The sequence below is a fragment of the Acidovorax sp. 99 genome (genome assembly GCF_003096455.1).
GTDB classification, from domain to species: Bacteria; Pseudomonadota; Gammaproteobacteria; order Burkholderiales; family Burkholderiaceae_C; genus Acidovorax; species Acidovorax delafieldii.
In genome coordinates, this window is the sequence record NZ_QEKU01000001.1 from 3657297 (window position 1) to 3683972 (window position 26676).

The 26676-nt window shown below is 61.9% G+C and carries 23 protein-coding genes; 18 read left to right on the top strand and 5 right to left on the bottom strand.

The window, feature by feature from the left end; all coding sequences use genetic code 11:
• Positions 1-3: 3 nt before the first annotated feature.
• The 13 genes from C8C95_RS17000 (at position 4) to C8C95_RS17060 (ending at position 13960) form a co-directional block, all read left to right on the top strand.
• Complete coding sequence (locus tag C8C95_RS17000; RefSeq protein ID WP_056061550.1) at positions 4-1257, top strand: NADH-quinone oxidoreductase subunit D; 1254 nt, start codon at positions 4-6, stop codon at positions 1255-1257.
• The gene (nuoE, locus tag C8C95_RS17005; RefSeq protein ID WP_056061558.1) at positions 1254-1742 is read left to right on the top strand and encodes an NADH-quinone oxidoreductase subunit NuoE; all 489 of its coding nucleotides are present in this window, start codon (positions 1254-1256) and stop codon (positions 1740-1742) included. The genes C8C95_RS17000 and nuoE overlap by 4 nt, the downstream gene beginning before the upstream one ends.
• Positions 1742-3097, top strand: a complete 1356-nt coding sequence (gene nuoF / locus C8C95_RS17010; RefSeq protein WP_116749350.1) for an NADH-quinone oxidoreductase subunit NuoF — start codon at positions 1742-1744, stop codon at positions 3095-3097. Before nuoE ends, nuoF begins: the two co-directional genes overlap by 1 nt.
• A 14-nt stretch (positions 3098-3111) precedes the next feature.
• Entirely contained in the window at positions 3112-5244 is a 2133-nt protein-coding gene (nuoG, locus tag C8C95_RS17015; RefSeq protein WP_116749351.1) for an NADH-quinone oxidoreductase subunit NuoG, read from the top strand.
• Positions 5241-6323 (top strand): NADH-quinone oxidoreductase subunit NuoH, encoded by a 1083-nt coding sequence (nuoH, locus tag C8C95_RS17020; protein ID WP_116749352.1) that lies wholly within the window; start codon positions 5241-5243, stop codon positions 6321-6323. The genes nuoG and nuoH overlap by 4 nt, the downstream gene beginning before the upstream one ends.
• Before the next feature lie 12 nt (positions 6324-6335).
• Positions 6336-6848, top strand: coding sequence for an NADH-quinone oxidoreductase subunit NuoI (nuoI, locus tag C8C95_RS17025; RefSeq protein ID WP_010463942.1), 513 nt, complete (start codon positions 6336-6338; stop codon positions 6846-6848).
• Positions 6849-6898: 50 nt separating this feature from the next.
• Complete coding sequence (locus C8C95_RS17030; protein ID WP_116749353.1) at positions 6899-7564, top strand: NADH-quinone oxidoreductase subunit J; 666 nt, start codon at positions 6899-6901, stop codon at positions 7562-7564.
• On the top strand, positions 7561-7869 hold the full coding sequence (nuoK, locus tag C8C95_RS17035) for an NADH-quinone oxidoreductase subunit NuoK (RefSeq protein WP_005793248.1): 309 nt from the start codon (positions 7561-7563) through the stop codon (positions 7867-7869). The genes C8C95_RS17030 and nuoK overlap by 4 nt, the downstream gene beginning before the upstream one ends.
• Positions 7870-7900: 31 nt before the next feature.
• On the top strand, positions 7901-9922 hold the full coding sequence (nuoL, locus tag C8C95_RS17040; protein WP_056747685.1) for an NADH-quinone oxidoreductase subunit L: 2022 nt from the start codon (positions 7901-7903) through the stop codon (positions 9920-9922).
• Between the two features lie 13 nt (positions 9923-9935).
• On the top strand, positions 9936-11411 hold the full coding sequence (locus C8C95_RS17045) for an NADH-quinone oxidoreductase subunit M (RefSeq protein ID WP_056061577.1): 1476 nt from the start codon (positions 9936-9938) through the stop codon (positions 11409-11411).
• 29 nt (positions 11412-11440) lie between these two features.
• The gene (gene nuoN, locus C8C95_RS17050; RefSeq protein WP_116749354.1) at positions 11441-12934 is read left to right on the top strand and encodes an NADH-quinone oxidoreductase subunit NuoN; all 1494 of its coding nucleotides are present in this window, start codon (positions 11441-11443) and stop codon (positions 12932-12934) included.
• Positions 12935-13007: 73 nt separating this feature from the next.
• The gene (locus C8C95_RS17055; protein ID WP_116749355.1) at positions 13008-13313 is read left to right on the top strand and encodes a DUF2818 family protein; all 306 of its coding nucleotides are present in this window, start codon (positions 13008-13010) and stop codon (positions 13311-13313) included.
• A 158-nt stretch (positions 13314-13471) separates the two neighbouring features.
• Positions 13472-13960 carry a DUF1178 family protein gene (locus tag C8C95_RS17060; RefSeq protein WP_116749356.1) on the top strand — a complete coding sequence of 163 codons (489 nt, stop codon included), beginning with the start codon at positions 13472-13474 and terminating at the stop codon, positions 13958-13960.
• Positions 13961-14009: 49 nt separating this feature from the next.
• Here C8C95_RS17060 and C8C95_RS17065 read toward each other — a convergent pair whose 3' ends face one another.
• Complete coding sequence (locus C8C95_RS17065; protein WP_116749357.1) at positions 14010-15845, bottom strand: ABC transporter transmembrane domain-containing protein; 1836 nt, start codon at positions 15843-15845, stop codon at positions 14010-14012.
• A 378-nt stretch (positions 15846-16223) separates the two neighbouring features.
• Between C8C95_RS17065 and C8C95_RS17070 the strand changes: the two genes are divergently transcribed.
• The 5 genes from C8C95_RS17070 to C8C95_RS17090 all read left to right on the top strand — a co-directional run bounded on the left by C8C95_RS17070 (position 16224) and on the right by C8C95_RS17090 (position 20960).
• Positions 16224-16994, top strand: a complete 771-nt coding sequence (locus C8C95_RS17070) for an ABC transporter ATP-binding protein (RefSeq protein WP_015013285.1) — start codon at positions 16224-16226, stop codon at positions 16992-16994.
• Positions 16994-17707 (top strand): ABC transporter ATP-binding protein, encoded by a 714-nt coding sequence (locus C8C95_RS17075; protein WP_116749358.1) that lies wholly within the window; start codon positions 16994-16996, stop codon positions 17705-17707. Before C8C95_RS17070 ends, C8C95_RS17075 begins: the two co-directional genes overlap by 1 nt.
• 59 nt (positions 17708-17766) lie before the next feature.
• Entirely contained in the window at positions 17767-18963 is a 1197-nt protein-coding gene (locus C8C95_RS17080; RefSeq protein WP_116749359.1) for an ABC transporter substrate-binding protein, read from the top strand.
• A 98-nt stretch (positions 18964-19061) separates the two neighbouring features.
• A complete protein-coding gene (locus tag C8C95_RS17085) occupies positions 19062-19946 on the top strand; it encodes a branched-chain amino acid ABC transporter permease (RefSeq protein WP_015013288.1) in 885 nt (294 codons plus the stop codon).
• A 12-nt stretch (positions 19947-19958) separates the two neighbouring features.
• Positions 19959-20960 carry a branched-chain amino acid ABC transporter permease gene (locus C8C95_RS17090; RefSeq protein WP_056061594.1) on the top strand — a complete coding sequence of 334 codons (1002 nt, stop codon included), beginning with the start codon at positions 19959-19961 and terminating at the stop codon, positions 20958-20960.
• Positions 20961-21016: 56 nt separating this feature from the next.
• On the opposite strand, the gene C8C95_RS17095 is transcribed toward C8C95_RS17090, so the two are convergent.
• The 4 genes from C8C95_RS17095 to C8C95_RS17110 form a co-directional block, all read right to left on the bottom strand.
• Positions 21017-22186 carry a carotenoid 1,2-hydratase gene (locus C8C95_RS17095; protein ID WP_207780614.1) on the bottom strand — a complete coding sequence of 390 codons (1170 nt, stop codon included), beginning with the start codon at positions 22184-22186 and terminating at the stop codon, positions 21017-21019.
• A gap of 20 nt (positions 22187-22206) precedes the next feature.
• Positions 22207-23283 carry a PLP-dependent cysteine synthase family protein gene (locus C8C95_RS17100; protein ID WP_116750332.1) on the bottom strand — a complete coding sequence of 359 codons (1077 nt, stop codon included), beginning with the start codon at positions 23281-23283 and terminating at the stop codon, positions 22207-22209.
• 106 nt (positions 23284-23389) lie between these two features.
• Positions 23390-23752: a hypothetical protein gene (locus C8C95_RS17105; protein WP_116749361.1), complete on the bottom strand. Its 363-nt coding sequence runs from the start codon at positions 23750-23752 to the stop codon at positions 23390-23392.
• Between the two features lie 133 nt (positions 23753-23885).
• A complete protein-coding gene (locus C8C95_RS17110) occupies positions 23886-26561 on the bottom strand; it encodes an FtsX-like permease family protein (RefSeq protein WP_116749362.1) in 2676 nt (891 codons plus the stop codon).
• Between the last annotated feature and the right edge of the window lie 115 nt (positions 26562-26676).

Consider the following 26676-nt stretch of genomic DNA (forward strand, 5'->3'; position numbering starts at 1 on the left):
ATCATGGCTGAAATCAAGAACTACTCCCTGAACTTTGGTCCGCAGCACCCTGCGGCGCACGGTGTGTTGCGCCTGGTGCTGGAGCTGGACGGCGAGGTTGTGCAACGCGCTGACCCGCATATCGGTCTGCTCCATCGCGCCACCGAGAAGCTGGCCGAGCACAAGACCTACATCCAGTCACTGCCCTACATGGACCGGCTGGACTACGTATCGATGATGTGCAATGAGCACGCCTACTGCCTAGCCATCGAGAAGCTGCTCGGACTGGAAGTGCCGGTGCGCGCGCAGTACATCCGCGTGATGTTCTCCGAGATCACGCGCTTGCTGAACCACCTCATGTGGTTGGGCTCGCACGGTAACGACTGCGGCAGCTCCACCATCCTGATCTACACCTTCCGCGAGCGGGAAGACCTGTTTGACATGTACGAGGCGGTTTCTGGCGCGCGCATGCATGCGGCCTATTTCCGTCCGGGCGGCGTCTACCGCGATCTGCCCGACAGCATGCCGCAGTACAAGGTCAGCAAGATCAAGAATGCCAAGGCGCTGGAGGCGTTGAACCAGAATCGTCAAGGGTCTCTGCTGGACTTCATCGACGATTTCACCCAGCGTTTCCCAGGCTGTGTGGACGAATACGAAACGCTGCTCACAGACAACCGCATCTGGAAGCAGCGTACGGTAGGCATCGGCGTGGTGCCCCCCGAGCGAGCCCTGAATCTGGGTATGACCGGCCCTATGCTCCGTGGCTCCGGTATCGCCTGGGACTTGCGCAAGACCCAGCCATACGACGTATACGACCGTGTGGATTTCGATGTGCCAGTGGGCAAGACCGGTGACTGCTACGACCGCTACCTGGTGCGTGTGCAGGAAATGCGCGAGTCCAATCGCATCATCAAGCAATGCGTGGACTGGCTCAAGGCCAACCCCGGTCCTGTGATCACGGACAACCACAAGGTGGCTGCGCCCGCGCGTGAATCCATGAAGTCGAACATGGAAGAGCTGATCCACCATTTCAAGCTCTTCACGGAAGGCTTCCACGTCCCCGAAGGCGAGGCCTATGCGGCGGTGGAACATCCCAAAGGCGAATTCGGTATTTATCTGGTGAGTGATGGTGCCAACAAGCCTTACCGCCTCAAGATCCGAGCACCGGGTTTTGCGCATCTGGCGACGCTCGACGAAATGGCGCGTGGCCACATGATCGCGGATGCCGTCGCCATCATTGGCACCATGGATATCGTGTTCGGAGAGATTGACCGATGATTACCGAAGCGACCAAGGCGCGGTTTGCGCGCGAAGTGGCCAAGTACCCCGCAGACCAGAAGCAGTCTGCGGTGATGGCGTGCTTGTCCATTGTTCAGCAGGAGCAAGGCTACGTCAGCGCCGAGAGCGAGGCAGTTATCGCCGACTATCTGGGCATGGCTCAGATCGCTGTGCACGAAGTCACGACCTTCTACAACATGTACAACCAGCAACCGGTGGGCAAGTACAAGCTCAACGTGTGCACCAATCTGCCCTGCCAGCTGCGCGACGGGCAAAAGGCGCTGCATCACCTGGAAAAGAAGCTGGGTGTTTCGATGGGTGAGACCACACCTGACGGCCTGTTCACTCTGCAGCAATGCGAATGTCTGGGGGCTTGCGCTGATGCGCCTGTGATGCTGGTGAATGATCGCACGATGTGCAGCTTCATGGACAACGACAAGCTCGACCAGCTCGTTGACGGCCTGCGGGCCGCGGAGGGCCAGTGATGACGACGGCAGCACGAATACTCTCCCAGTTCCAGGCTACGGGCGTTCAGACCTGTTTCCACGACCGCCATATCAATCCCCAAATCTATGTGGGCCTGAATGGCAACAACTGGAGCATCAAGGACTACGAAGCGCGTGGTGGCTATCAGGCGCTGCGTCGTATCCTGGGCAAGGATGGTGAAGAGGGCCTGACGCAGGATCAGGTCATTGCCACTGTCAAGGAGTCTGGCTTGCGTGGCCGGGGTGGTGCAGGCTTTCCTACGGGCCTCAAGTGGAGCTTCATGCCCCGCTCGTTCCCAGGCCAAAAATATCTGGTGTGCAATTCCGATGAGGGTGAGCCTGGTACCTGCAAGGACCGTGACATCCTGCAGTTCAACCCGCACATCGTCATCGAAGGCATGATCATCGCAGCCTATGCGATGGGCATCTCGGTGGGCTACAACTACATCCATGGCGAGATCTTCCAGACCTACGAACGGTTTGAAGCCGCTCTGGAAGAAGCGCGGGCAGCAGGTTATCTGGGCGACAACATCCTGGGCAGCAGTTTCAGTTTTCAGCTGCACGCAGCCCACGGTTTTGGTGCCTACATTTGCGGTGAAGAAACTGCATTGCTCGAATCGCTGGAAGGCAAAAAGGGGCAACCCCGTTTCAAGCCACCGTTTCCGGCCAGCTTTGGCCTGTATGGCAAGCCCACTACGATCAACAACACGGAAACCTTTGCGGCCGTGCCTTGGATCATCCGCAATGGCGGTGCGGCTTATCTGGAGTGCGGCAAGCCCAACAACGGCGGCACCAAGATTTTCTCGGTGTCTGGTGACGTCGAAAAGCCAGGCAACTATGAGGTGCCGTTGGGTACACCGTTTGCCAAGCTGCTGGAACTGGCCGGTGGCGTGCGCAAAGGCCGTCAACTCAAGGCGGTGATTCCTGGTGGTTCATCGGCCCCTGTCCTGCCTGCATCCGTCATCATGGAATGCACGATGGACTACGACTCCATCGCCAAGGCTGGCTCCATGCTGGGCTCTGGTGCCGTGATCGTCATGGACGATTCCCGGAGCATGGTTGAGAGCCTGTTACGCCTGTCGTATTTCTATTCGCATGAATCCTGCGGCCAGTGCACGCCTTGCCGTGAAGGCACGGGATGGATGTGGCGCGTGATCGATCGCATCCAGCATGGCCAGGGTCGTGAGGGTGACCTGGATCTGCTCAATTCGGTGGCGGACAACATCCAGGGCCGCACCATCTGTGCGCTGGGTGATGCTGCTGCCATGCCTGTGCGCGCCATGATCAAACACTTCCGTCCCGAGTTTGAGGCACTGATCCGGAACAAGGCTCCACAAGCCGCGACTTCCGTCTGATCGCGAGAAAACATATGGTTGAAATTGAACTGGACGGTCAGAAAGTGGAAGTCGCCGAGGGCTGCATGGTGATGCATGCGGCTGAAAAGGCTGGCACTTACATTCCGCATTTCTGCTACCACAAGAAGCTTTCGATCGCCGCCAACTGCCGCATGTGCCTGGTGGACGTGGAGAAGGCTCCCAAGCCCATGCCAGCCTGCGCCACGCCGGTCACGCAGGGCATGATCGTGCGTACCAAGAGCGACAAAGCCATCAAGGCGCAGCAGTCGGTCATGGAGTTTCTGCTCATCAACCACCCTCTGGACTGCCCCATCTGCGACCAGGGCGGCGAGTGCCAGTTGCAGGATCTGGCCGTGGGCTACGGTGGCTCCTCCTCGCGGTACGAGGAAGAAAAGCGCGTGGTGTTCCACAAGGACGTGGGCCCGCTGATCTCCATGGAGGAGATGAGCCGCTGCATCCACTGCACCCGTTGCGTGCGCTTCGGCCAGGAAGTGGCGGGCGTGATGGAACTCGGCATGATCCATCGTGGCGAGCATTCTGAAATCACCACGGTCACCGGCGACACGGTGGACTCTGAACTGTCGGGCAACATGATCGACATCTGCCCCGTGGGTGCATTGACCAGCAAGCCTTTCCGTTACAGCGCCCGCACCTGGGAACTGTCGCGCCGCCGCTCGGTGAGTCCACATGACTCCACCGGTGCCAACCTGATTGTTCAGGTCAAGAACCACAAGGTCATGCGCGTGGTCCCGTTTGAAAACGAGGCTGTCAACGAATGCTGGATTGCCGACCGCGACCGTTTCTCCTATGAAGCGCTCAACGGTGACGACCGCCTGACCCAGCCCATGCTCAAGCAGGGCGGGGTGTGGAAGGAAGTGGACTGGCAGACTGCGTTGGAATACGTGGCCAATGGCCTCAAGAACATCAAGAACGACCACGGCGCTGCCAGCATTGGTGCGCTGGTGAGTCCGCACAGTACGTTGGAAGAGTTGTATCTGGCCAGCGCCCTGGTGCGCGGTCTTGGTAGCGACAACATCGACTATCGTCTGCGCAACGCCGAGTTTGCTGCTCCCGAAGGTATTCGCTGGCTCGGTACGTCCATCGCTTCGTTGTCCACGCTCCAGCGTGTGCTGGTCGTGGGTTCCAACCTGCGCAAGGACCATCCGTTGTTTGCGCAGCGCATCCGTCAGGCGGCCCGCCATGGCTGCCAGGTCAGTGCCATCGCTTCGGTATCCCATGACTGGGCCATGCCGGTGCAGACATTTGTGGCACAAGGTGCCGGCCAGTGGGTCGATATGCTCGGAGGCATTGCTTCCGCCATCGCCCATGAAAAGGGCATTCCCGCTCCGCAAGGTGCCAGCGCGGCCAGCGCGGCTGCCCAGGCCATCGCCCGCTCGCTGCTGGGCGGGGAGCGCAAGGCGGTGTTGTTAGGCAATGCGGCGGCGCACCACGCGCAAGCTACGCAGTTGCTGGCATGGGCCAACTGGATTGCAGAGAACACTGGTGCAACGGTGGGCTACCTGACAGAGGCCGCCAATACGGTGGGCGCGCAATTTGCGGGCGCTCACCCTGTCAACGGTGGACTGAATGCGGCTCAAATGCTCTCCGGTGGTTTGAGGGCGGCGGTGCTGCTGAACACCGAGCCCGTCCATGATTCTGCGACGGGTGCTCAAGCTGCAACTGCTCTTGCTGGTGCAGAAATGGTGGTCACGTTGAGCCCCTTCAAGGCCAACATGGAGTTCAGTGACGTTTTGTTGCCAATTGCTCCGTTCACGGAAACCTCGGGCAGCTTTGTCAACGCCGAGGGACGCATACAGGGTTTCCACGCCGTGGTGCGCCCGCTGGGCGATACCCGTCCCGCTTGGAAGGTTCTGCGCGTGCTGGCCAACCTGCTGGGTGTGCCAGGCTTCGACTTTGAGACGTCCCAGGACGTTCTGGCCCGTGCGACGAACGCCGCCGCCGGCGCCGTTACGCAGGTGCCCGCCGCACAGTTGTCGAATGCAGTGAAGGCGTCGCCAGCCGCAACGGCTGCAGTTGGTGATCCGGTCGTGGCATCCATCTATCAACTGGACGGCTTGGTGCGCCGTTCTACGTCGCTGCAGCTCACTGCCGACGCACGCATGGCACGCGAAGGAGTGGCCGCATGATCGACGCGATCTACAACGCGGGCCTGAACCTGCTCTCCTTTGGGTGGTGGACCGGCATCGTCTGGCCAGTGCTCTGGATCCTGATCAAGATCGTCTGCATCTTGGCGCCGCTCATGGGTGCCGTGGCTTACCTCACTTTGTGGGAGCGTAAGCTGCTGGGCTTCATGCAAGTGCGCCACGGTCCCAACCGCGTGGGACCGATGGGGCTGCTGCAGCCCATTGCTGACGCACTGAAGCTGCTGACCAAGGAAATCATCCAGCCTACGGCAGCCAGCAAGGGCCTGTTTGTTCTCGGGCCCGTCATGGCCATCATGCCGGCCCTTGCTGCCTGGGTGGCCATTCCTTTCGGCCCCGATGTGGCCTTGGCGAATGTGAATGCTGGTCTGTTGTTGGTGATGGCCATCACTTCCATCGAAGTCTATGGCGTGATCATTGCAGGCTGGGCTTCCAACTCCAAGTACGCATTCTTGGGTGCACTGCGGGCCTCGGCACAGATGGTGAGCTACGAAATCGCGATGGGCTTTTGTTTCCTCGTCGTGATCATGGTGTCGGGCAGTATGAACCTGACGGAAATCGTGCTGGGTCAGGGGCGGGGCATGGCCGCAGACAAGGGCCTGACGTTCCTGTCCTGGAATTGGCTGCCCCTGCTGCCGATCTTCCTTGTGTACCTGATCTCCGGCGTGGCAGAAACCAACCGCCATCCCTTCGACGTGGTGGAAGGCGAGGCAGAAATCGTGGCCGGCCACATGGTCGAGTACTCCGGTATGGGCTTCGCGATCTTCTTCCTGGCCGAGTACGCCAGCATGTGGCTCGTGTCCATCCTGGCGGCTCTCATGTTCCTGGGCGGCTGGCTGTCTCCCATTGATAGCGCGGTGTTCAACTGGGTTCCAGGCTGGATCTGGCTGGGTCTCAAGACCTTCCTTGTGGTATCCATGTTCATCTGGATCCGGGCTACCTTCCCGCGGTTCCGGTACGACCAGATCATGCGTCTGGGCTGGAAGATCTTCATTCCGGTCACGCTGGTGTACTTGTTGATTGTTGGCGGGTGGTTGCTCTCGCCTTGGAATATCTGGAAATAAGCGGGGACACAAATGACTGCTGTTGCTGCTGCTGCACCTTTTTCGTTCAAGGATTTCTTCAAGAGCTTCATGCTCGTGGAGTTGCTCAAGGGGATGGCCCTGACTGGCCGCTACGCGTTTCGCCGTAAGGTGACCGTGCAGTTTCCCGAAGAGAAGACGCCTTTGTCGCCACGCTTCCGTGGCCTGCATGCACTGCGCCGTTATGACAACGGCGAGGAGCGTTGCATCGCTTGCAAGCTGTGCGAAGCCGTATGCCCTGCGATGGCCATCACCATCGAATCGGATGTGCGTGCAGATGGTTCGCGTCGCACCACGCGTTATGACATCGACCTGACCAAGTGCATCTTTTGCGGGTTCTGCGAAGAGAGCTGCCCAGTCGATTCGATTGTCGAGACACACATCTTTGAATACCACGGCGAAAAGCGTGGTGACCTGTATTTCACGAAGGACATGCTCTTGGCCGTGGGCGACCGGTACGAAGGTGAAATTGCGGCAGCCAAGGCTGCAGACGCCAAGTACCGCTGAACGGTACGGGGTTCAGCCTCTTTGCCAGACTTTCTATAAAGACCCGATTCATGGACGCCAAGACTGGTTTCTTCTATCTCTTCTCGGTGGTGTTGCTGTTTGCAGCCTTCCGGGTGATCACTGCACGCAACCCTGTGCATGCAGTGCTGTATCTCATCCTTGCGTTCTCGCAGGCGGCGGCTGTCTGGCTGTTGCTCAAGGCAGAGTTCCTGGCAATTGCGCTGGTGCTGGTGTACCTGGGCGCGGTCATGGTGCTCTTCCTGTTCGTGGTGATGATGCTGGACATTCATATCGATACCGTACGCAAGGGGTTCTGGAAGCATTTCCCTTTGGCGGCCCTCATTGGGGCGGTCATCGCCTTGGAAATGGCTGCCGTGTTGATGGGCGGATTCCGCGGCATGGAAGAGCCCAAGGCCGTCGCTGCCATGGTCGATGCCGCTGGTCATGTGGTCCCGTACTCCAACACCAAGGCGTTGGGCAAGCTGCTGTACACCCAGTATCTGTATCCCGTTGAGATCGCTGCAGTCATTTTGCTGGTGGCCATGGTGGCTGCCATCGCACTGACCCTGCGTCAGCGCAAGGACAGCAAGGCCATCAATCCTTCAATGCAGATCCGAGTGCGTGCGGCCGATCGTCTGGCGGTGGTCAAGGTGACCGCCACCCAAAAGCCTGCTGAAGAGGCTGCGCAAGCTGCTGCCGAGGAGAAAAAAGCATGACGTTGACACTGGGCCACTTTTTGTCGCTGGGCGCCATGCTGTTTGCGCTCGCTGTGATCGGCATCTTCCTGAACCGCAAGAACCTGATCGTGCTGCTGATGGCGATCGAGCTCATGCTGCTGGCCGTGAACATGAACTTCGTGGCGTTCTCCCACTACCTGGGAGACATGCACGGCCAGGTGTTCGTGTTCTTTATCCTGACCGTGGCAGCCGCTGAATCGGCGATTGGCCTGGCCATCCTGGTGCTGCTGTTCCGCAACAAATCCAGTATCAACGCGGAAGACCTCAACACCCTCAAGGGTTGATGGGTCGCGAGTATTCCCAAGGTTCTCAAGAATGAGTCAAACCCTCTCTGCTTCAACCCTCCTGGCAGTGCCGTTGGCACCGCTGGCAGGCGCCTTACTGGCCGGCGTCTTCGGTACGACCTTCGGTGGTAACTGGATCGGTCGTCGCCTGAGCCATACCCTGACCATCCTCGGGGTGCTGGTTGCTTTCATCCTCTCGGCGATGACGCTCAAGAGCGTGGCGCTTGATGGTGCCCGGTTCAATGAAACCCTGTACACCTGGATGGTGGTGGGTGGCTTGAAGATGGAAGTGGGCTTCCTGATCGACAGCCTCACGGCGATGATGATGGTGGTGGTGACCTTTGTGTCGCTGATGGTTCACATCTACACCATTGGCTACATGGAAGAAGACGAGGGCTACAACCGCTTCTTTGCCTACATTTCGCTGTTCACCTTCTCCATGCTCATGCTCGTCATGAGCAACAACCTGCTGCAGCTGTTCTTTGGTTGGGAGGCGGTGGGTCTGGTGTCCTACCTGCTCATCGGGTTCTGGTTCAACAAGCCTTCTGCCATTTTCGCCAACATGAAGGCATTTCTGGTCAACCGTGTCGGCGACTTCGGCTTCATTCTGGGCATTGGCCTGATCGCAGCGTATACCGGCACCTTGAACTATGGCGAGATCTTCGCCAAGGCGGGTGAACTGGGCTCTCTGTCGTTCCCCGGCACCAGCTGGATGCTCGTCACGGTGATCTGCATCTGCCTGTTCATCGGCGCTATGGGCAAGTCAGCGCAGTTTCCCCTGCACGTCTGGCTGCCTGATTCGATGGAGGGTCCGACTCCCATCTCCGCGCTGATCCACGCTGCCACCATGGTGACCGCCGGTATCTTCATGGTGTCGCGCATGTCGCCTCTGTTCGAGCTGTCGGACACTGCGCTCAACTTCATCCTGGTGATTGGTGCCATCACAGCATTGTTCATGGGTTTCCTTGGCATCATCCAGAACGACATCAAGCGTGTGGTGGCGTACTCGACGCTCTCGCAGCTCGGCTACATGACAGTAGCGCTTGGCGCCTCGGCGTACTCGGTGGCCGTGTTCCACCTGATGACCCATGCGTTCTTCAAAGCCTTGTTGTTCCTGGGCGCAGGCTCGGTCATCATGGGCATGCACCACAACCAGGACATCCGCTGGATGGGCGGTGTGCGCAAGTACATGCCCATCACCTGGATCACCTCGCTGCTGGGCTCTATGGCCCTGATCGGTACGCCGCTGTTCTCGGGTTTCTATTCCAAGGACAGCATCATTGAGGCGGTGCACTTCAGCCATCTGCCAGCAGCCGGTTTTGCACATTTCGCAGTGCTCGCAGGTGTGTTCATCACGGCGTTCTATTCCTTTCGCATGTACTTCCTGGTCTTCCATGGCAAGGAGCGTTACGACCAGAATCCGGATGCCCACCACGACGATCACCATGGCCACGGCCACGATGATCACCACGAACCGCACGAGTCTCCCTGGGTTGTGACGGTGCCTCTGGTGCTGTTGGCCATTCCTTCGGTGGTGGTGGGTTTCCTGTTCATCCAGCCCATGCTGTTTGGGGACTTCTTCAAGGATGTCATTTTTGTGGATGCGGCCAAGCATCCTTCCATGGCACACATGGCGGAGCATTTCCACAGCGCCTGGGCCATGGCATTGCACGGTCTGCAGACGGCGCCGTTCTGGCTCGCATTGGCAGGTGTTGCGCTTTCGTACTACATGTATATGGTCAATCCTGCGTTGCCCACGGCGATCAAGGCGCGCGTACAGCCCATCTACACATTGCTTGAAAACAAGTACTACCTCGACTGGATCAACGAGAACATTCTGGCCCGTGGTGCACGTGCGCTGGGCGTGGGTCTCTGGAAGGGCGGGGATCAGGCTGTGATCGATGGTGCCCTGGTCAACGGGTCCTGGAAGCTGGTGCGGTGGGTGGCCGGTGCTGTGCGTTGGGTGCAGTCGGGCTTCATCTACCACTATGCGCTGGTCATGATCCTGGGTGTTTTCGTGCTCATGACGTATTTCGTCTGGCTCAACAAGTAGGAGAAGAATAAAAATGGGTCTGTTGAGTCTTGCAATCTGGACACCGATTGCGTTTGGCGTGCTGTTGCTCGCCATCGGGCGCGATGAGCACGCGCGTGCCGTGCGCTGGCTGGCGCTCGTCGGCGCGCTGATCGGCTTCCTGGTCACGCTGCCTTTGTACGATGGCTTCAAGCTGGGTACAGCAGCCATGCAGTTTGTGGAGAAGGCTGACTGGATCGAGCGCTTCAACGTCCACTACCACCTTGGGGTGGACGGCATTTCCTTCTGGTTCGTGCCGCTGACAGCATTCATCACCGTCATTGTGGTGATTGCTTCCTGGGAGTCGATCACGGAGCGCGTGAACCAGTACATGGGCGCTTTCCTGATCCTTTCGGGGCTCATGATCGGTGTGTTCAGCGCACTCGACGGCATTCTGTTCTATGTGTTCTTCGAGGCAACGCTGATCCCGATGTATCTGATCATCGGCATCTGGGGCGGCCCCAATAAGATCTACGCAGCGTTCAAGTTCTTCCTGTATACGCTGCTCGGGTCGCTGTTGATGCTCATCGCGCTGATCTACCTGTACAACCAGTCGGGTGGCAGCTTTGACATTGCGACCTGGCATCAGCTGCCGTTGAGCGGACGTGCACAGACCCTGCTGTTCTTCGCATTCTTTGCCGCCTTTGCTGTGAAGGTTCCCATGTGGCCCGTCCACACCTGGCTGCCCGATGTGCACGTGGAGGCGCCTACGGGCGGTTCAGCAGTGCTGGCCGCCATCATGCTGAAACTGGGTGCCTACGGTTTTCTGCGGTTTTCGCTGCCAATCGCTCCTGACGCTGCACGCCAGTGGGCTTGGCTGATGATTGCCTTGTCGCTGATCGCCGTGATCTATGTGGGCCTAGTGGCCATGGTCCAGAAGGACATGAAGAAGCTGGTGGCTTACTCGTCGGTGGCGCACATGGGTTTTGTGACCTTGGGCTTTTTCATCTTCAACGACCTGGGCGTGTCCGGCGGTATTGTCCAGATGATTGCGCACGGTTTTGTGTCCGGTGCGATGTTCTTGTCCATCGGTGTCTTGTACGACCGCGTGCACTCCCGTGAAATCGCCGCCTATGGTGGCGTGGTCAACACCATGCCGAACTTCACGGCGTTTGCTTTACTGTTTGCCATGGCCAACTGCGGCTTGCCTGGCACAGCCGGTTTTGTGGGCGAATGGATGGTGATCCTGGGTGCTGTCAAGGCCAATTTCTGGATCGGTCTGGCTGCTGCCACGGCATTGATTTTTGGTGCTGCCTACACCCTGTGGATGTTCAAGCGTGTGTACCTGGGCCCCGTGGGCAATGACAACGTCAAGGGCTTGACGGACATCGACAGCCGCGAGTTCCTGGTGCTGGCTGTTCTGGGCATCGCGGTGCTGGCCATGGGCCTCTACCCCCGTCCGTTCACCGATGTGATGGACACCTCGGTGGCAGAACTGCTCAAGCATGTCGCGCAGACCAAGCTGAACTGAACAGACCAGACTGAACTGAGAGATTCGAGATGATTGACAACATCAGCTGGCTAGCGATTTACCCCGAAATTGTGCTGTTGACCATGGCCTGCGTGATTGCGCTGGTCGATCTGGGTGTCCACAGCCCTCGCCGCACCAGCACCTACGTACTGACCATGCTCACGCTCGCCGTGGTGGCTGCCCTGCAGGGCATGTACGCCAGCAGCGGTAACACCTTCTATGGTTTTGGCAACATGGTGGTGAGCGACGCCATGGGTAACTGGCTCAAGTGCTTTGCCACCGTGGCCATGATGGTCACCCTGGTATACGGCCGCCCTTACGCTGCGGACCGCGACATGCTGCGTGGGGGTGAACTGTTCACGCTGGCCATGTTCGCCTTGCTCGGCATGTTCATCATGATCTCGGGCAACAACTTCCTGGTGATCTACCTGGGCCTTGAGCTGCTGACACTGTCGAGCTATGCCCTGGTGGCATTGCGCCGTGACAACGCCACGGCCACGGAAGCAGCCATGAAGTATTTTGTGCTGGGCGCCATGGCCAGTGGCTTCCTGCTCTATGGCTTGTCCATGGTGTACGGTGCCACGGGCTCACTGGACATCGGCCAGGTGTTCAAGGCAGTCAACTCCGGTCAGATCAAGCACCAGGTGCTGGTGTTCGGTCTGGTGTTTGTGGTGGCCGGTCTGGCGTTCAAGCTGGGCGTGGTGCCCTTCCACATGTGGATTCCCGATGTGTACCAGGGCGCGCCCACGGCCGTGACGCTGATGATTGGCGGCGCGCCCAAGCTGGCTGCCTTTGCCATCACCATCCGTTTGCTGGTGGATGGCCTGCTGCCCCTGGCCATCGACTGGCAGCAGATGCTGGCTGTGCTGGCGATTGGTTCGTTGCTGGTGGGTAACCTGGCAGCCATTGCGCAGACCAACCTCAAGCGCATGCTGGCGTACTCCACCATCTCCCAGATGGGCTTTGTGCTGCTGGGCCTGATGTCCGGGGTCATCAACGGCAATGTGGACGCCACAGCGGTGGAGAACGCCTACAGTGCCTCGATGTTCTACGTCATCACCTATGTGCTGACCACGCTCGCAGCGTTTGGCGTGATCCTGCTGCTGGCCCGCGAAGGTTTCGAGAGCGAAGAAATCTCCGATTTCGCAGGCCTCAACCAGCGCAGCCCCCTGTACGCTGGTGTGATGGCCGTCTGCCTCTTCTCCATGGCGGGCATTCCTCCCCTGGTAGGGTTCTACGCCAAGTTGGCGGTTCTGCAGGCCCTGGTGGCCTCGGGTCAGACAATTTACATGGCGATGGCCGTGTTCGCCGTGATCATGTCGCTGATCGGTGCCTTCTACTACCTGCGTGTAGTGAAGGTGATGTACTTCGACGCTCCTTTGACCGCAACCAATGTGTCTGCTCCGGTGGATGTGCGCGTGGTGCTGACCATCAATGGCGCTCTGGTGCTGGTGTTGGGCTTGCTGCCAGGTGGTTTGATGGCCCTGTGCGCAGACGCCGTGGTGCGCGCACTGGCGACCTGATCGGGAGAGCAGGCGCTCGCACCGTGCGGGCAACTGTTCATCCGCCAAATTTTTCTCTTCGATCAGTTTCCCTGTGTCACTTACCGGATCGGTTTGGCTCGTGATTGTGGCAGCGTTGATCGCTGCCAATCTCCCATTCATCAACCAGCGGTGGTTGGTAGTGGGGCCTGCAACGGCTCACGGCAAGCCCTTGGTCGGACGGTTGGCTGAACTGATCCTGTTGTATTTTTTGGTGGGCGGTCTGGCCTTGCTGCTGGAGCGGCGTGCAGGCCAGATTGCACCGCAGGGATGGGAGTTCTACGCCATCACCGGCACCATGTTTTTGACGCTGGCCTTTCCAGGCTTCGTCTACCGGTATCTGCTGCGTCGCCACGGGTGATGGCCTTGGCTGGATCGTGTTGAAGCGTCGGGGCTTCCGCGACCTTTGCTCTACCGGTTTCGCTGTTTGGGCGAAGCACTCTTGTATGTAACCCTGCACCTTGGTGTGCCCGGTTTCCTCGATCTCTTGACGGTGCGGACCGGCGTACGATGCATCTTATGAAGGTACTGGATCTCCAATGTCAGCACGGCCATGTCTTTGAAGGCTGGTTTGGTTCTGAAGATGACTTTCAGAGCCAAAAGCAGCGCGGCCTGGTGCAGTGCCCTTTGTGTGCGGACATCCGCATTGACAAGCGTCTGAGCGCGCCGCGCCTGAATCTGGGTGCCCGCGAGCCCACTGCGGCCCCAGTGACTCCTTCCGGTGCATCGTCCGTTTCACACGCTGCTTCCGATACACCGGTCGAGGCATCGACGCTCCCAACCGCGCTACAGGCAGCCTGGCTGCAGCTGGCCCGCAAAGTCATTGCGAATACGGAGGATGTAGGCCCCCGTTTTGCCGACGAAGCCCGGCGCATGCACCACGGCGAGATCCAGGAGCGTGCCATTCGTGGCCAGGCCACCGCGCAGGAGGCATTGCAGCTCCTGGACGAGGGCATTGCCGTCATGCCGTTGCCCCTGCCAGCGGCAGCCAAGGAAACCTTGCAGTAGCCCTGTGTGGGTGTTCTGGGTGTGGATGCCCTGCCGAGAGGCGCCGCGATCAGCTGGTGAACTGCAGCGCCGCGAGGCGCGCATACACCCCACCTTGCGCCATCAGCGCACTGTGGGTGCCTTGCTCTACGATCTGACCGTGGTCCAGCACCACGATGCGGTCGGCATTTTGTACGGTGGCCAGGCGATGGGCGATCACCAGAGTGGTTCTTCTGCCCGTGTGGCGCTGCATGGCGGTGTCCAGCGCTGCCTGTACCATGCGCTCGCTTTCCGCATCCAGCGCGCTGGTGGCTTCGTCCAGCAGCAGCAACGGCGGGTTTTTGAGCATGGCGCGGGCGATGGCGATGCGCTGGCGCTGGCCGCCCGAAAGACGTACCCCCCGCTCGCCCAGAAACGTGTGGTAGCCCTCGGGCAGGGCCATGATGAAGTCATGCGCAAAGGCCGCCTTGGTGGCTGCCATGACCTCATCGTCCGAAGCATCCGGACGGCCATAGCGGATGTTGTCCATGGCCGAGGCGGAGAAGATAACGGCATCCTGGGGCACGGTGCCCGTATGGGCGCGCAGCGTGTCCAGCGTCAGGTCCCGGATGTCTACGCCATTCAGCAAGATGCGTCCGGCCGGTGCGTTTTGTCTGCCGGTCTGCCCGCCTCCATCCACGTCGTAAAAGCGCTGCAGCAACTGAAACACCGTGGTTTTGCCCGCGCCGCTGGCACCCACCAGTGCCACCGTCTCGCCGGGCGCCAGGTGCAGTGAGAAGTTTTGCAGCGCTGGCTGGTCCGGGCGCGACGGGTAGTGAAACTGCACGTTGTCAAACTGCACCTCCAGCCCCTGATCCGAAGTGGGCAGCCGTTGGGGTGTTGCGGGGTTCGACACGGGGGACTGGCTGGACAGCAGCTCCATCAGCCGCTCGGTGGCGCCCGCCGCACGCAGCAGGTCCCCGTAGACCTCGCCTAGCACGGCCACGGCGCTGGCCAGCAGAATGACATACACCACGGTCTGGCCCAGATGGCCCGCGCTCATCTGTCCGGCCAGCACAGCCTCTGTGCCCCGGTACAGCCCCCACAGAAGCAGCGCTGCGTTCGCAATGATGATGAAAGCCACGAGCAAGGCGCGTGCCTTGGTGCGCTTGACCGCCGTGCGAAACGCGTCTTCTGTGGCCCGCGCAAACCGGGTGGCCTCGCGGGGCTCGGCGGTATAGCTCTGCACCACCGGGATGGCGTTGAGCACTTCGGCAGCGATGGCACTGGAGTCCGCCACGCGGTCCTGGCTGTCGCGTGACAGCCGGCGTACCTTGCGCCCAATCCACATGGTGGGCAGCACGACCAGCACCACGGCCAGCAAGACCACCGACATCACATAGGGATTCGTCCACACCAGCATGACGAGGGCCCCCAGGCCCAGCACGGCATTGCGCAGCCCCATCGACAGCGACGAGCCGACCACGGTCTGCACCAGCGTGGTGTCTGACGTCAGCCGCGACAGCACCTCGCCGGTCTGGGTGGTCTCAAAGAACTGGGGGCTTTGCTGCAGCACATGGCTGTAGACGGCGTTACGCAGGTCGGCGGTGACGCGCTCGCCCAGCCAGCTCACCATGTAAAAGCGTGCGGCTGAAAACCCACCCAGCGCCATCGCCACGGCAAACAGCTCTTCAAAATGTCCGCGCAGGGCCATGGCCTGAGCGCCCCGGTCACCCGTCGCAGAAACCAGGCCCCCATCGATGAGATTGCGCAGCGCCATGGGAAACGCCAGGGTGGCCAATGCCGCCAGCACCAGGAATATCAGCGACAGCGCAATGCGCGCACGATACGGGTGCAAGAAGGGCAGCAGTCCCGTGAGCGAGCGGGGGGCGCCACGGGCGGGCGTGGAGGAGGGGAGGGAGGGCATTGTGGCAGTGTAGGCGGCGCAGACGGGCGCTGCAGAAGGGGCGAGGTCTAGCACCTCTATGACTGTAGGTGGTGCCCACGGCGGTGAATGCCAAGGGCTGTCAGCAAAAAGTCAGTGAGGGGCGCGGCGCTGCACCACCACCGGTTGCGAGCTTCTGACCCTGCCACGGCGCCAGACTGAGCACTGGCGCGCTGCCCACGCCCGCACAACACGGGCGCTGTGCGTCCTCAGGGCGGGTACGTAGGCATTTATACATAGGCATTAGTCCCAGTATCTACCACAGGGTAGGGAGACATACGATGCGTTGCGATCCAACCTCCCCGGAGACCTTGTTGCAAGGCTCCTCATTTCAGCACCTTACGGAGCGGCCAAGGCGCAATGAGCGACGTCATTCTTGAAACCAACAGCCTGACCAAAGAGTTCAAGGGCTTCACCGCTGTCAGTGACGTGAACCTGGCCGTTCGGCGCGGGTCCATCCACGCGCTGATCGGCCCCAACGGTGCAGGCAAGACCACGTGCTTCAACCTGCTCACCAAGTTTCTGGAGCCGACTTCGGGTGTCATCCGCTTCAACGGGCATGACATCACGCGGGAGCAGCCCGCGCAGATCGCACGCCGCGGGGTGATCCGTTCGTTCCAGATTTCGGCGGTGTTCCCGCACCTCACACTTATCGAGAACGTGCGCCTGGGCCTGCAGCGCAAGCTGGGCACGTCGTTCCACTTCTGGCGCAGCGAGCGCACCTTGCGACAGCTGGACGACCGCGCCATGCAACTGCTGACCGAGGTGGGGCTGGAAGACCTGGCCGATGAAGTGACCGTGAACCTGCCCTATGGCCGCAAGCGCGCACTGGAGATCGCCACCACGCTGTCGATGGAGCCCGAGCTGATGCTGCTGGACGAGCCCACCCAGGGCATGGGCCACGAAGACGTGGACCGCGTCACGCAGCTCATCAAGAAGGTTTCTGCCGGCCGCACCATCCTGATGGTGGAGCACAACATGAAGGTGGTCTCCACCATCGCAGACCGTATCACGGTGCTGCAGCGCGGCGCCGTGCTGGCCGAAGGGCCCTACGCAGAAGTGTCCAACAACCCCCAAGTCATGGAAGCCTACATGGGCACGACCGACGGCCAACTGCAGGGAGCGCACTGATGGCTGGCGTTCCTGCACTCGAAATCAAGAACCTCGAAGCCTGGTACGGCGAGTCGCATGTGCTGCACGGCGTGGACATCGTCGTCCAGCCGGGCGAGGTGGTCACGCTGCTGGGCCGCAACGGCGCAGGCCGCACCACCACCATGCGCGCCATCATGGGGCTGACCGGTGCGCGCAAGGGTTCGGTCAAGATCAACGGCGTGGAAACCGTGAACATGCCCACGCACCGTATTGCGCACCTGGGCGTGGGCTACTGCCCCGAAGAGCGTGGCATTTTCTCCAGCCTGTCGTGCGAAGAAAACCTGCTGCTGCCACCCGCCCTCAAGACGGGCACGCCGGGCATGTCGGTGCAGGAGATCTACGCCATGTTCCCCAACCTGGCCGAGCGCAAGAACAGCCAGGGCACGCGCCTGTCCGGCGGCGAGCAGCAGATGCTGGCCGTGGCCCGCATTCTGCGCACGGGTGCCAACCTGCTGCTGCTGGATGAGATCTCGGAAGGCCTGGCGCCCGTCATCGTCCAGGCCCTGGCCCGCATGATCAAGATGCTTCGCGAAAAAGGCTACACCGTGGTCATGGTTGAGCAGAACTTCCGCTTTGCCGCACCGCTGGCCGACCGGTTCTACGTGATGGAGCACGGCCGCATCGTGGAGAAGTTCGGCGCTGCCGAGCTGGAAGCGAAGATGCCTGTGCTCAACGAACTGCTGGGCGTCTGAGTCACGCCCACACCCTTTCCCTACCGCTTTCTTCCACCACACCCACAGGAGACAAATCCATGAAGAAACAACTCAAAGTGCTGGCACTGATGCTGGGCGTTGCAGGCTTGGCCACCTCGGCCGCGCACGCACAGGACAAAGTCAAGATCGGTTTCATCACCGACATGTCCAGCCTGTATGCGGACGTGGAAGGCAAGAACGGCGCAGTCGCCATCCAGATGGCCATTGATGACTTTGGCGGCAAGGTGCTGGGCATGCCCATCGAACTGATGAGCGCCGACCACCAGAACAAGGCCGACATCGCAGCCTCCAAGGCCCGCGAGTGGATCGACACCCAGGGCCTGACCATGGTGTTTGGTGGCACCAACTCCGGCACCGCACTGGCCATTGCCAAGGTAGCCGCCGAGAAGAAGCGCGTCTACATCAACAACGGCGCTGCCAGTTCGGCATTGACCAACGACCAGTGCACACCGTACACCGTGCACTACGCGTATGACACCGTGGCACTGGCCAAGGGCACGGGCTCGGCCATTGTGGATGGCGGCGGCAAGAGCTGGTACTTCCTGACGGCAGACTATGCCTTCGGCCATGCGCTCGAAGCCGACACCACCGCCGTGGTCAAGGCCAAGGGCGGCAACGTGGTGGGTGCCGTGCGCCACCCGCTGAACGCGTCCGACTTCTCGTCCTTCCTGCTGCAGGCACAGAACTCCAAGGCGCAGATCCTGGGCCTGGCCAATGCAGGTGGTGACACCATCAACTCCATCAAGGCTGCCAAGGAGTTCGGCATCGGCAAGAGCATGAAGCTCGCCGGCCTGCTGATCTTCATCTCCGATGTGCACAGCCTGGGCCTGCGCAACACCGAAGGCCTGCAGTTCACCACCAGCTGGTACTGGGACCTGAACGACGAAACCCGCAAGTTCTCGGCGCGTTTCTTCGAGAAGACCAAGCGCATGCCAACCGAAATCCAGGCGGCTGACTACTCGGCCACCATGAATTACCTCAAGGCCGTGGAAGCCGCCAAGTCGGTGGACGCCGACAAGGTCATGACCACATGGCGCGGCATGAAGATGAACGACTTCTTCGGCTCGGGCCAGCTGCGCGCCGACGGCCGTTATGTGCACGACATGTACCTGATGGAAGTGAAGAAGCCTGCAGAGTCCACCAAGCCCTGGGACTATTACAAGCTGATCAAGAAGCTGCCTGGTGACTCGGTGTTCACCACCAAGGCCGAGAGCAAGTGCCCGCTCTGGAAGTAAACCCCTGAGAGGGCCCACGCCGGCCTGGCTGTCCCAGCGGGACGCCGGGCCCAGTGTGGCCCTCTGACCTGAACTCTCTCCACCTGCTGCTGCCTCCCATGGAAATCTTTGGTGTCTCACTGCCCGGCCTGTTGAGCCAGCTCCTTCTGGGGCTGGTCAACGGATCGTTCTACGCAATCCTCAGCCTGGGGCTGGCTGTGATCTTTGGCCTGCTCAACGTCATCAACTTTGCGCACGGCGCACTGTTCATGACCGGGGCGTTGCTGACATGGATGGCCATGAACTACTTCGGCATCAACTACTGGTTGATGCTGGTGCTGGCACCACTGGTGGTGGGGCTGTTCGGGGTGCTGATCGAGCGCCTGCTGCTACGCTGGATCTACAAACTCGATCACCTGTATGGCCTGCTGCTCACGCTGGGCCTGACCCTGCTGATCGAAGGCGTGTTTCGCTCCATCTATGGCGTGTCGGGCCTGGGCTACGACACTCCCGAGCTGCTGGAAGGCGCGACCAACCTCGGCTTCATGATCATGCCCAATTACCGTGCGTGGGTGGTGGTGGCCTCGGTGGTGGTGTGCATCGGCACCTGGTATGTGATCGAAAAAACCAAGCTCGGCGCCTATCTGCGCGCCGGTACTGAAAACCCGCGCCTGGTGGAGGCCTTCGGCATCAACGTGCCGGTGATGGTGACCCTGACCTACGCCTTTGGTGCCGCACTGGCTGCTTTTGCCGGTGTGCTGGCCGCCCCCGTGTACCAGGTCACCCCGCTCATGGGCCAGAACCTGATCATCGTGGTGTTTGCCGTGGTGGTGATTGGCGGCATGGGCTCCATCATGGGCTCCATCTTGACCGGGCTGGGCCTGGGAGTGATCGAAGGTTTCACCAAGGTGTTCTACCCCGAAGCATCTTCCACCGTGGTGTTCGTCATCATGGTCATCGTTCTTCTCATTCGCCCCGCCGGCCTGTTCGGCAAAGAAAAATAAGGGGCCGCCAGCATGAATTCCAAGAACACTGCCACCATTGGTTACGGCCTGCTGTTGCTGGCCCTCATTGCCGCGCCTTTTCTCGGCGCCTATCCCGTCTTCGTGATGAAGCTCATGTGCTTTGCACTGTTTGCTTCTGCGTTCAACCTGCTGCTCGGTTACACCGGCCTGCTGTCTTTTGGCCATGCGGCCTTCCTCGGTGGCGCAGCCTATGTGGCTGGCCACGCCATCAAGGTGTGGGGCCTGACGCCTGAAGTGGGTCTGCTGCTCGGCACCGCCGGTGGCGCGCTGCTGGGCCTGCTGTTTGGCTGGCTGGCCATTCGCCGCCAGGGCATTTACTTCTCCATGATCACATTGGCGCTGGCGCAGATGCTGTTCTTTGCCTGTCTCCAAGCCCCCTTCACGGGTGGTGAGGACGGCTTGCAGGGTGTGCCGCGCGGCAAGCTGTTTGGCTTGATCGATCTGCAAAGCGACCTCGTCATGTACTACGTCGCGCTGGTCATCGTGGTCGCGGCCTTCTTGCTGATCGTGCGCACCATCCACTCGCCGTTCGGCCAGGTGCTCAAGGGCATCAAGGAGAACGAGCCCCGCGCCATCTCGCTGGGCTATGACACGCACCGCTTCAAGCTGCTGGCCTTTGTGTTGTCGGCGGCTCTGGCGGGCCTGGCCGGCTCTCTCAAGACCCTGGTGCTCGGCTTTGCCACGCTGTCCGATGTGCACTGGACCGCGTCGGGTCAGGTCATCCTGATGACGCTGGTAGGCGGCCTGGGCACGCTGTCGGGCCCGCTCATTGGCTCGGCCGTGGTGGTGCTGCTGGAGAACAAGATCGGTGAATTCGGCAACCTGTTGGCCGCCTTGACCAGCGTGGAATGGTTCAAGACCCTGGGCGAATCCGTCACCATGGTCACGGGCCTGATTTTCGTGATCTGCGTGCTGGCTTTCCGCCGCGGCATCATGGGCGAGATCATTGCCTGGCTGGCGCAGCGCCGCGCAGGCAGCTCCGCCAAGCATTGAAGATGTGACACCGCCCGATCTGGCGGTATCTTTCTGACATCAAGCCGCTGCTGCTTTTACAGGCGCAGCGGCTTTGCGTATCCAGTCATCTCCAGGTAGCCCCTACCTATAGGTTGGCCTCTGGCGCTCATCAGGTCAGACAGGCCTTCCCAATAGATCGCCCCCGTTGATCCGCTGCTGTCCAGCTCCTGGCTTTCCAGCAGCGCGTTCACTTCAAAGCTGCCTGCGGGCGTTTCCACCTGCCACTGCACCGGGTAGCGCGCGCCACTGCGCGGGCTGGTCCACCACCGCAAGGGGGTGAACGTCACAGACTGCGCCCCAAACACCTGCACCGGCTGCCCGGGCGCTCGCCACGATCCTCCCGCCCACAACGCAGTGCCATCAGCCCGCCGCAGGCGAAAGGCTGTGAGCGCGCTGCCGTCGTGCAGGTTCATGCCGATCCAGTCCCACCCCTGGGCGTCAGGGTGCAGCAGTGCCTCGCTCCACTCGTGGTCCATCCAGGCGCAGCCGGTGTCGGGCGTCACCGCCATGCGTTTGTTGCCCACCTGCAAGGTGCCGCTGACGGCCAACTGTGGCTGGCTGTAGTAGTAACTGGCCTGCTCGGCGTCCGGCCCCTTGCGGGACAGCCCCTGCTGCCCCTGGAGCAGCAAGGGCTGGGTGCTGTCAAACACCAGGTCCAGCCCAAACTCGCTGCCCACGATGTGTGTGGTGTAGCGGCTGGCCGTAAAGTCCAGATTTCCTCGTGCGGTGTCGCTGCGCTCCAGCGTCCAGTCCTGCAGGCGGATTCGGGTGTCGGCCTCACTGGCCTGCGCCACCCCAAAACCAGCACGCGCAATGCGCTGGTCATGCACCAGCCGCTGCCCGCGCACATCGGTGATGGCGGCGTGCGCAAACAGCAGGTGTTTGGCCGCAAAGGCCGACTGCAGCTGTTGCGTCGCATCGACCCGCGAGCGAAAGAATGTGATCTGAAAGCCCCACGGTTGTCCCTGCGCCTGCACATGGCCGGTGATGTACCACCACTCGGTACGCAGCTCCGGGTGGCTGCCGTGGTCACGGGGAAAGCTCAACACCCGTGCAGGCAATGCATGCGCTGTCTCGGGCAACCACCCTGCAGCACCTACGGCTGCCAGGCCCACGGGCATCTGCGTTACCAGCCACTGGCGTCGGGTGGCCAGAGGGCCGCTCGGTTGCGTCAACGGGCCAGGAGGCAAAGCAGAAAAGGGCATGGTGCGGAGGGTAGCGGGCGTCAGCCGATCAGTGCGTCTATCTTCTGCTGCGCGGCTGAGCAGTCGCCAAACGTGCGGTCCACCCATTCGGTGTCGAAATACGTGGGCAAGTACCGTTCGCCCGCATCACACAGCAGCGACAGGATGGAGCCGCGCTCGCCCCGTTCGCGCATCTCGCTGGCCAGCGTGAGCATGGCCACAAAGTTGGTGCCTGTGGACGGGCCCACGCGCCGCCCCAGCAACTGCGACAGCGCACGCATGGCGGCGATGGACTCGCAGTCCGCCACATCCACCATGCGGTCCACCAGCGTGCGGATGAAGCTCGGCTCCACCCGTGGGCGCCCAATGCCTTCAATGCGGGATCCTGGCGCCGTCAGCTGCGCATTGCCCGTGCGGTGGTAGGCACTGAACACCGACCCCGCCGGGTCGGCCACACACACCTGCGTGGCATGGCGCTGGTAGCGCACATAGCGGCCAATGGTGGCGCTGGTGCCGCCGGTGCCCGCGCCCACCACGATCCAGCGCGGCACAGGGTGCGGCTCGCGCGCCATCTGCGTGAACATGCTCTCGGCAATGTTGTTGTTGCCGCGCCAGTCGGTCGCACGCTCGGCATACGTGAACTGGTCCATGTAGTGGCCGCCGGTCTCCTCGGCAATCGCACGGGCCGCGTCATACACAGCGCCCGCGCTGTCCACAAAGTGGCAACGCCCGCCATGGAACTCGATCTGCGCGACCTTCTCGGGCGACGTGCTGCGCGGCATCACCGCCACAAACGGCAACCCCAGCAGCCGGGCAAAGTAAGCCTCACTCACCGCCGTGGAGCCGCTGGACGACTCGACGATGGTCGAGCCCTCATGCACCCAGCCATTGCACAGCGCATACAAAAACAGCGACCGCGCCAACCGGTGCTTCAGGCTGCCCGTGGGGTGGGTGGACTCGTCCTTGAGGTACAGGTCAATGCCATGCGCGGCAAACGCGGGCAGGCGCAGCGGGATCAGGTGGGTGTCAGCGCTGCGCTGGTAGTCTGCTTCGATGCGGGCGATGGCTTCGTGGAGCCAAGGGGCGCTGGCGGAGAGTGAAGGAGGCTGAGTCTGCATGCATGCATTGTCGCAGTCCATACGCCTTGTGCTCGCAACGGTACTACCCCCCAATTCTGGTGCATTGCCCTCACGCAATCGGCAACTGGCGTGGCACGCCTTGGCGTTATTTCGGTAGCGAATCAACCCACCAAGTCAGCTCTCCGGTGGGGGAGTTGAGAGCCAACTTCCCTTCACGCTTCACAAAGGTCGAGCAGCGATCATCGAAGCGTTGCTTGTTCCACCGAACGCAATAGCCTGCATCGCCTTCCCTTCGCCAAGTACCCACATCGTTGTAGCCCTGTCGGGCCACCACCGAGCCGTCTGCCTTGAGGTGTACCTCAATCACAGTGCCATTCTTGGCGTGAGTCGCCTTGAAGGGGCTGACCACGATCTGATCGAACTCTTCTTTGGTGATGGCGCCATCCATCGCGTTTGCAGAAAGTGCGGCCAACATGGTGACGCAGAGCAGTCCTTGACGAAGGTTCATTGGAAACTCCTGGGTTGAGGGCGTCCAATGACGATAAAGGCAAAACTTCGAGCCGGTCAATGCTGACCAGCCCTAGTGCAATCGGTCAACGGCCTCGCAGCTCAAGCTGCTCATAGCTTTCCGATGGGATGGCTCACCAATCCTCCTTCACCGCCATCACCGCATCACGCCCTGCCGCCGCCCGGCCCGCCAGCCATGCGGTGACCGTGCCCGACACAACAACGGCAGCACACAGCCCCAGCAACCTCCAACCCGGCACCGCCAAATCCATCGTCCAGTGAAAACTCTGCGGGTTGACCACGTGCACCAGCACCACGGACACAGCCAGCCCCAGCAGCACGCCCGCCGCTGCACCCAACGCTGTCCACGCGGCCCCTTCGCCTGCCACCACGGTCAGAATCTGCCGCCGCGTGAGGCCCAGGTGGGCGAGCAGGCCGAACTCCTTGCGGCGTGCCAGCACCTGGGCGCTGAAGCTGGCGGCCACGCCAAAGAGGCCAATGCCGATGGCGACGGCCTGCAGCCAGTAGGTGACGGCAAAGCTGCGGTCGAAGATGCGCAGCGAGCGTTCGCGGATGGTGGCGGCCGAGCTGAATTCCACCAGGGCCTCGTTGCCGTCGCCCGTGGTGGCGCCCGCCGCAGTGGAGAGCTGGCGGCCGGCTTGCGTCGCAGCGAGCGCGCGGATGGACGCCTGCAAGGCCGACAGGTCGGTGCCCTCGCTGGGCCACAGGGCCAGGTCGCTGGTGCGGGCGTCGCCGGTCAGGCGCAGCCACACAGCGCGGTCCATCACCACGGCGCCGGTTTGCCGGGCATAGTCACGCCAGATGCCTGCTATGTAAAAGATAGCTGCTGGCGCATGATTCTCTAGCGCTTGAGGGCTAAAAGCCTTGGAAAGTGCAGGCCACTCCATGCCGGGGCGCAGGCCGTACAGGTCCACCACGGCCTCGCTGATGTAGACGCCGGTGCGGCCGGGGGGCACGGGCAGGGCCTCGCCCACCAGGGGCAGGGTCTGCGCCGGCTCATCGCCCAGGGGGCGGCTTAGCACCGTAAGCGAGGGCAGGGTGGGGGACAGCTGCAGCGGGCTGGCGCGCAGGGGCTGCACGCGGTCCAGTCCTGGCAACTGGCCCACCGCTTCTGCAAAGCCCGCGGGCAGCAACGCGGCCTCACTGCCGCCCGTTCCACCCGCACTGAGGGCCGAGCGCACGTACAGCGGCGACGGCAGCACCGCGTCCAGCCACTGTGTGACCGAGCCGCGAAAGCTGGACACCATCACCGTCAGCGCAACGGCCAGACTGAGGGATGCGACCACGCCGCCCACCGCGATGGCCGCGCTGCCCCGCATGCGCCGCGCGCGCTCCAGCGCCAGCAGTGGCAGCGCATGGCGTGCGGCCAGAGGCTGCAGCCATGCCAGCAACCGCGCCATGCCCCAGGGCAGCAGGGCGATGCCACCCACCAGCAGCAGCGCAATGGCGACGTACGCGGCCAGTGGAATGCCAAATACGGGTGGAGCGCTAGTCAAAATTGCCCCGGCAGCTATCAAAACGATACCAACAGTGCCCTTGTCCGCCTGGCTGGCTGCGGCGCCAAGGCCCTTCAGGGTCTGGGCCGGGGGCAGGGTCTGCGCGGCGCGGGCGGGCCACCAGCCACCCGCCAAGGCGGCCGCCACGCCCAGTGCGCCGTACACCAGGGCGACGGGGGCGCTCCATTGCAGCGCGGGCCGCACGCCCGCAAAGTAGCCACCGCCCAGGTCGCCGCCCAGCAGTTGCAGTGCCGTGGCCGCCAGAGCGGTGCCCAGCGTTATGCCCAGTACGCTGCCCAGCACGCCCAGCGCTGCCGACTCTGCCACCACCAGTGCCAGCCGCTGGCGCGGTGTGGCGCCCAGCACGGCCAGCAGCGCAAACTGCGGCCCGCGCTGCGCCACGCTGAGGGCCAGCACCGAGAACACCAGAAACGCCCCGGTGAACAGTGCCACCAGCGCCAGCACCGTCAGGTTGACCCGGTAGGCGCGCGACAGGTTGCTGATGCGCTGGGTGGCATCGCCGGGCTGCGCCAGCACCAGGTTGGCAGGCCAGCCGGGCTGCGCGCGCAGTGTGGTCTCCCACGCAGTGCGGTCGGTGCCGGGCTGCAGTTGCAGGTCCATGCGGGTGATTGCGCCCGTGCGGCCAAACAGGTCTTGTGCAGCGCCAATGTCCATCACGGCCAGCGGCGCGCCGCCGGCGGTCACGGTGCCTGCCACCTGCACCATGAGCGCCTGTTGCAAACCCACCTGCAGCGTGAGGCGGGGCAGGGGCGACGATGGTGCTGGAGCGGCGGCAGAAAGCCCCAGTGCCTGCAGCGCTGCCGTGTTGAGGAACACCGTGGCGGGTGCGAAGAGGGCGAACCGGTCGGCGCTGTCCCAGGGGCGCGGCACCAGCGCCGGGGCCATGGTGGGCAGCAGCAGTGCATCGGCGCCCAGCACGCGGATGGGCGTGCGAAGGGACTGGCCTTTGGCGCCCGCGGCTGTATCTGCTTGCGCTACGGCCGACAGCTCCAGCAGCGGGCTGGCGCGGGCCACTTGCGGGTCGGTGGCCAGGCGTGCGTACAGCGCCTCGGGCAGGCCGCCTTGCATGGCGCGCAGCTCCAGGTCGGGCTGGCCGTTGACGGCGCGCACGGCCTGCGAGAACTCGTCCAGCGCCGACGCATTGATCACATGTACCGCAAACGCCAGCGCCACACCCAGCATCACGGCCGCCACCGCTGCGGCGCTGCGCCAGGGGTGGTGGCGCAGGTCTTGCCAGGAGAAGGTGCGGAGCAGGGCGAGCATGGCCTGCATTGTGGCCGCAGGCGTTGGGAGCCTGGGTTTTTGACGCACATCAACCTTGCATTTCAACCCCCCTTGAAGCCGCGATACCGCAGGCCTATCTTGGAGTCAGGGCCCGCCCTCCTGC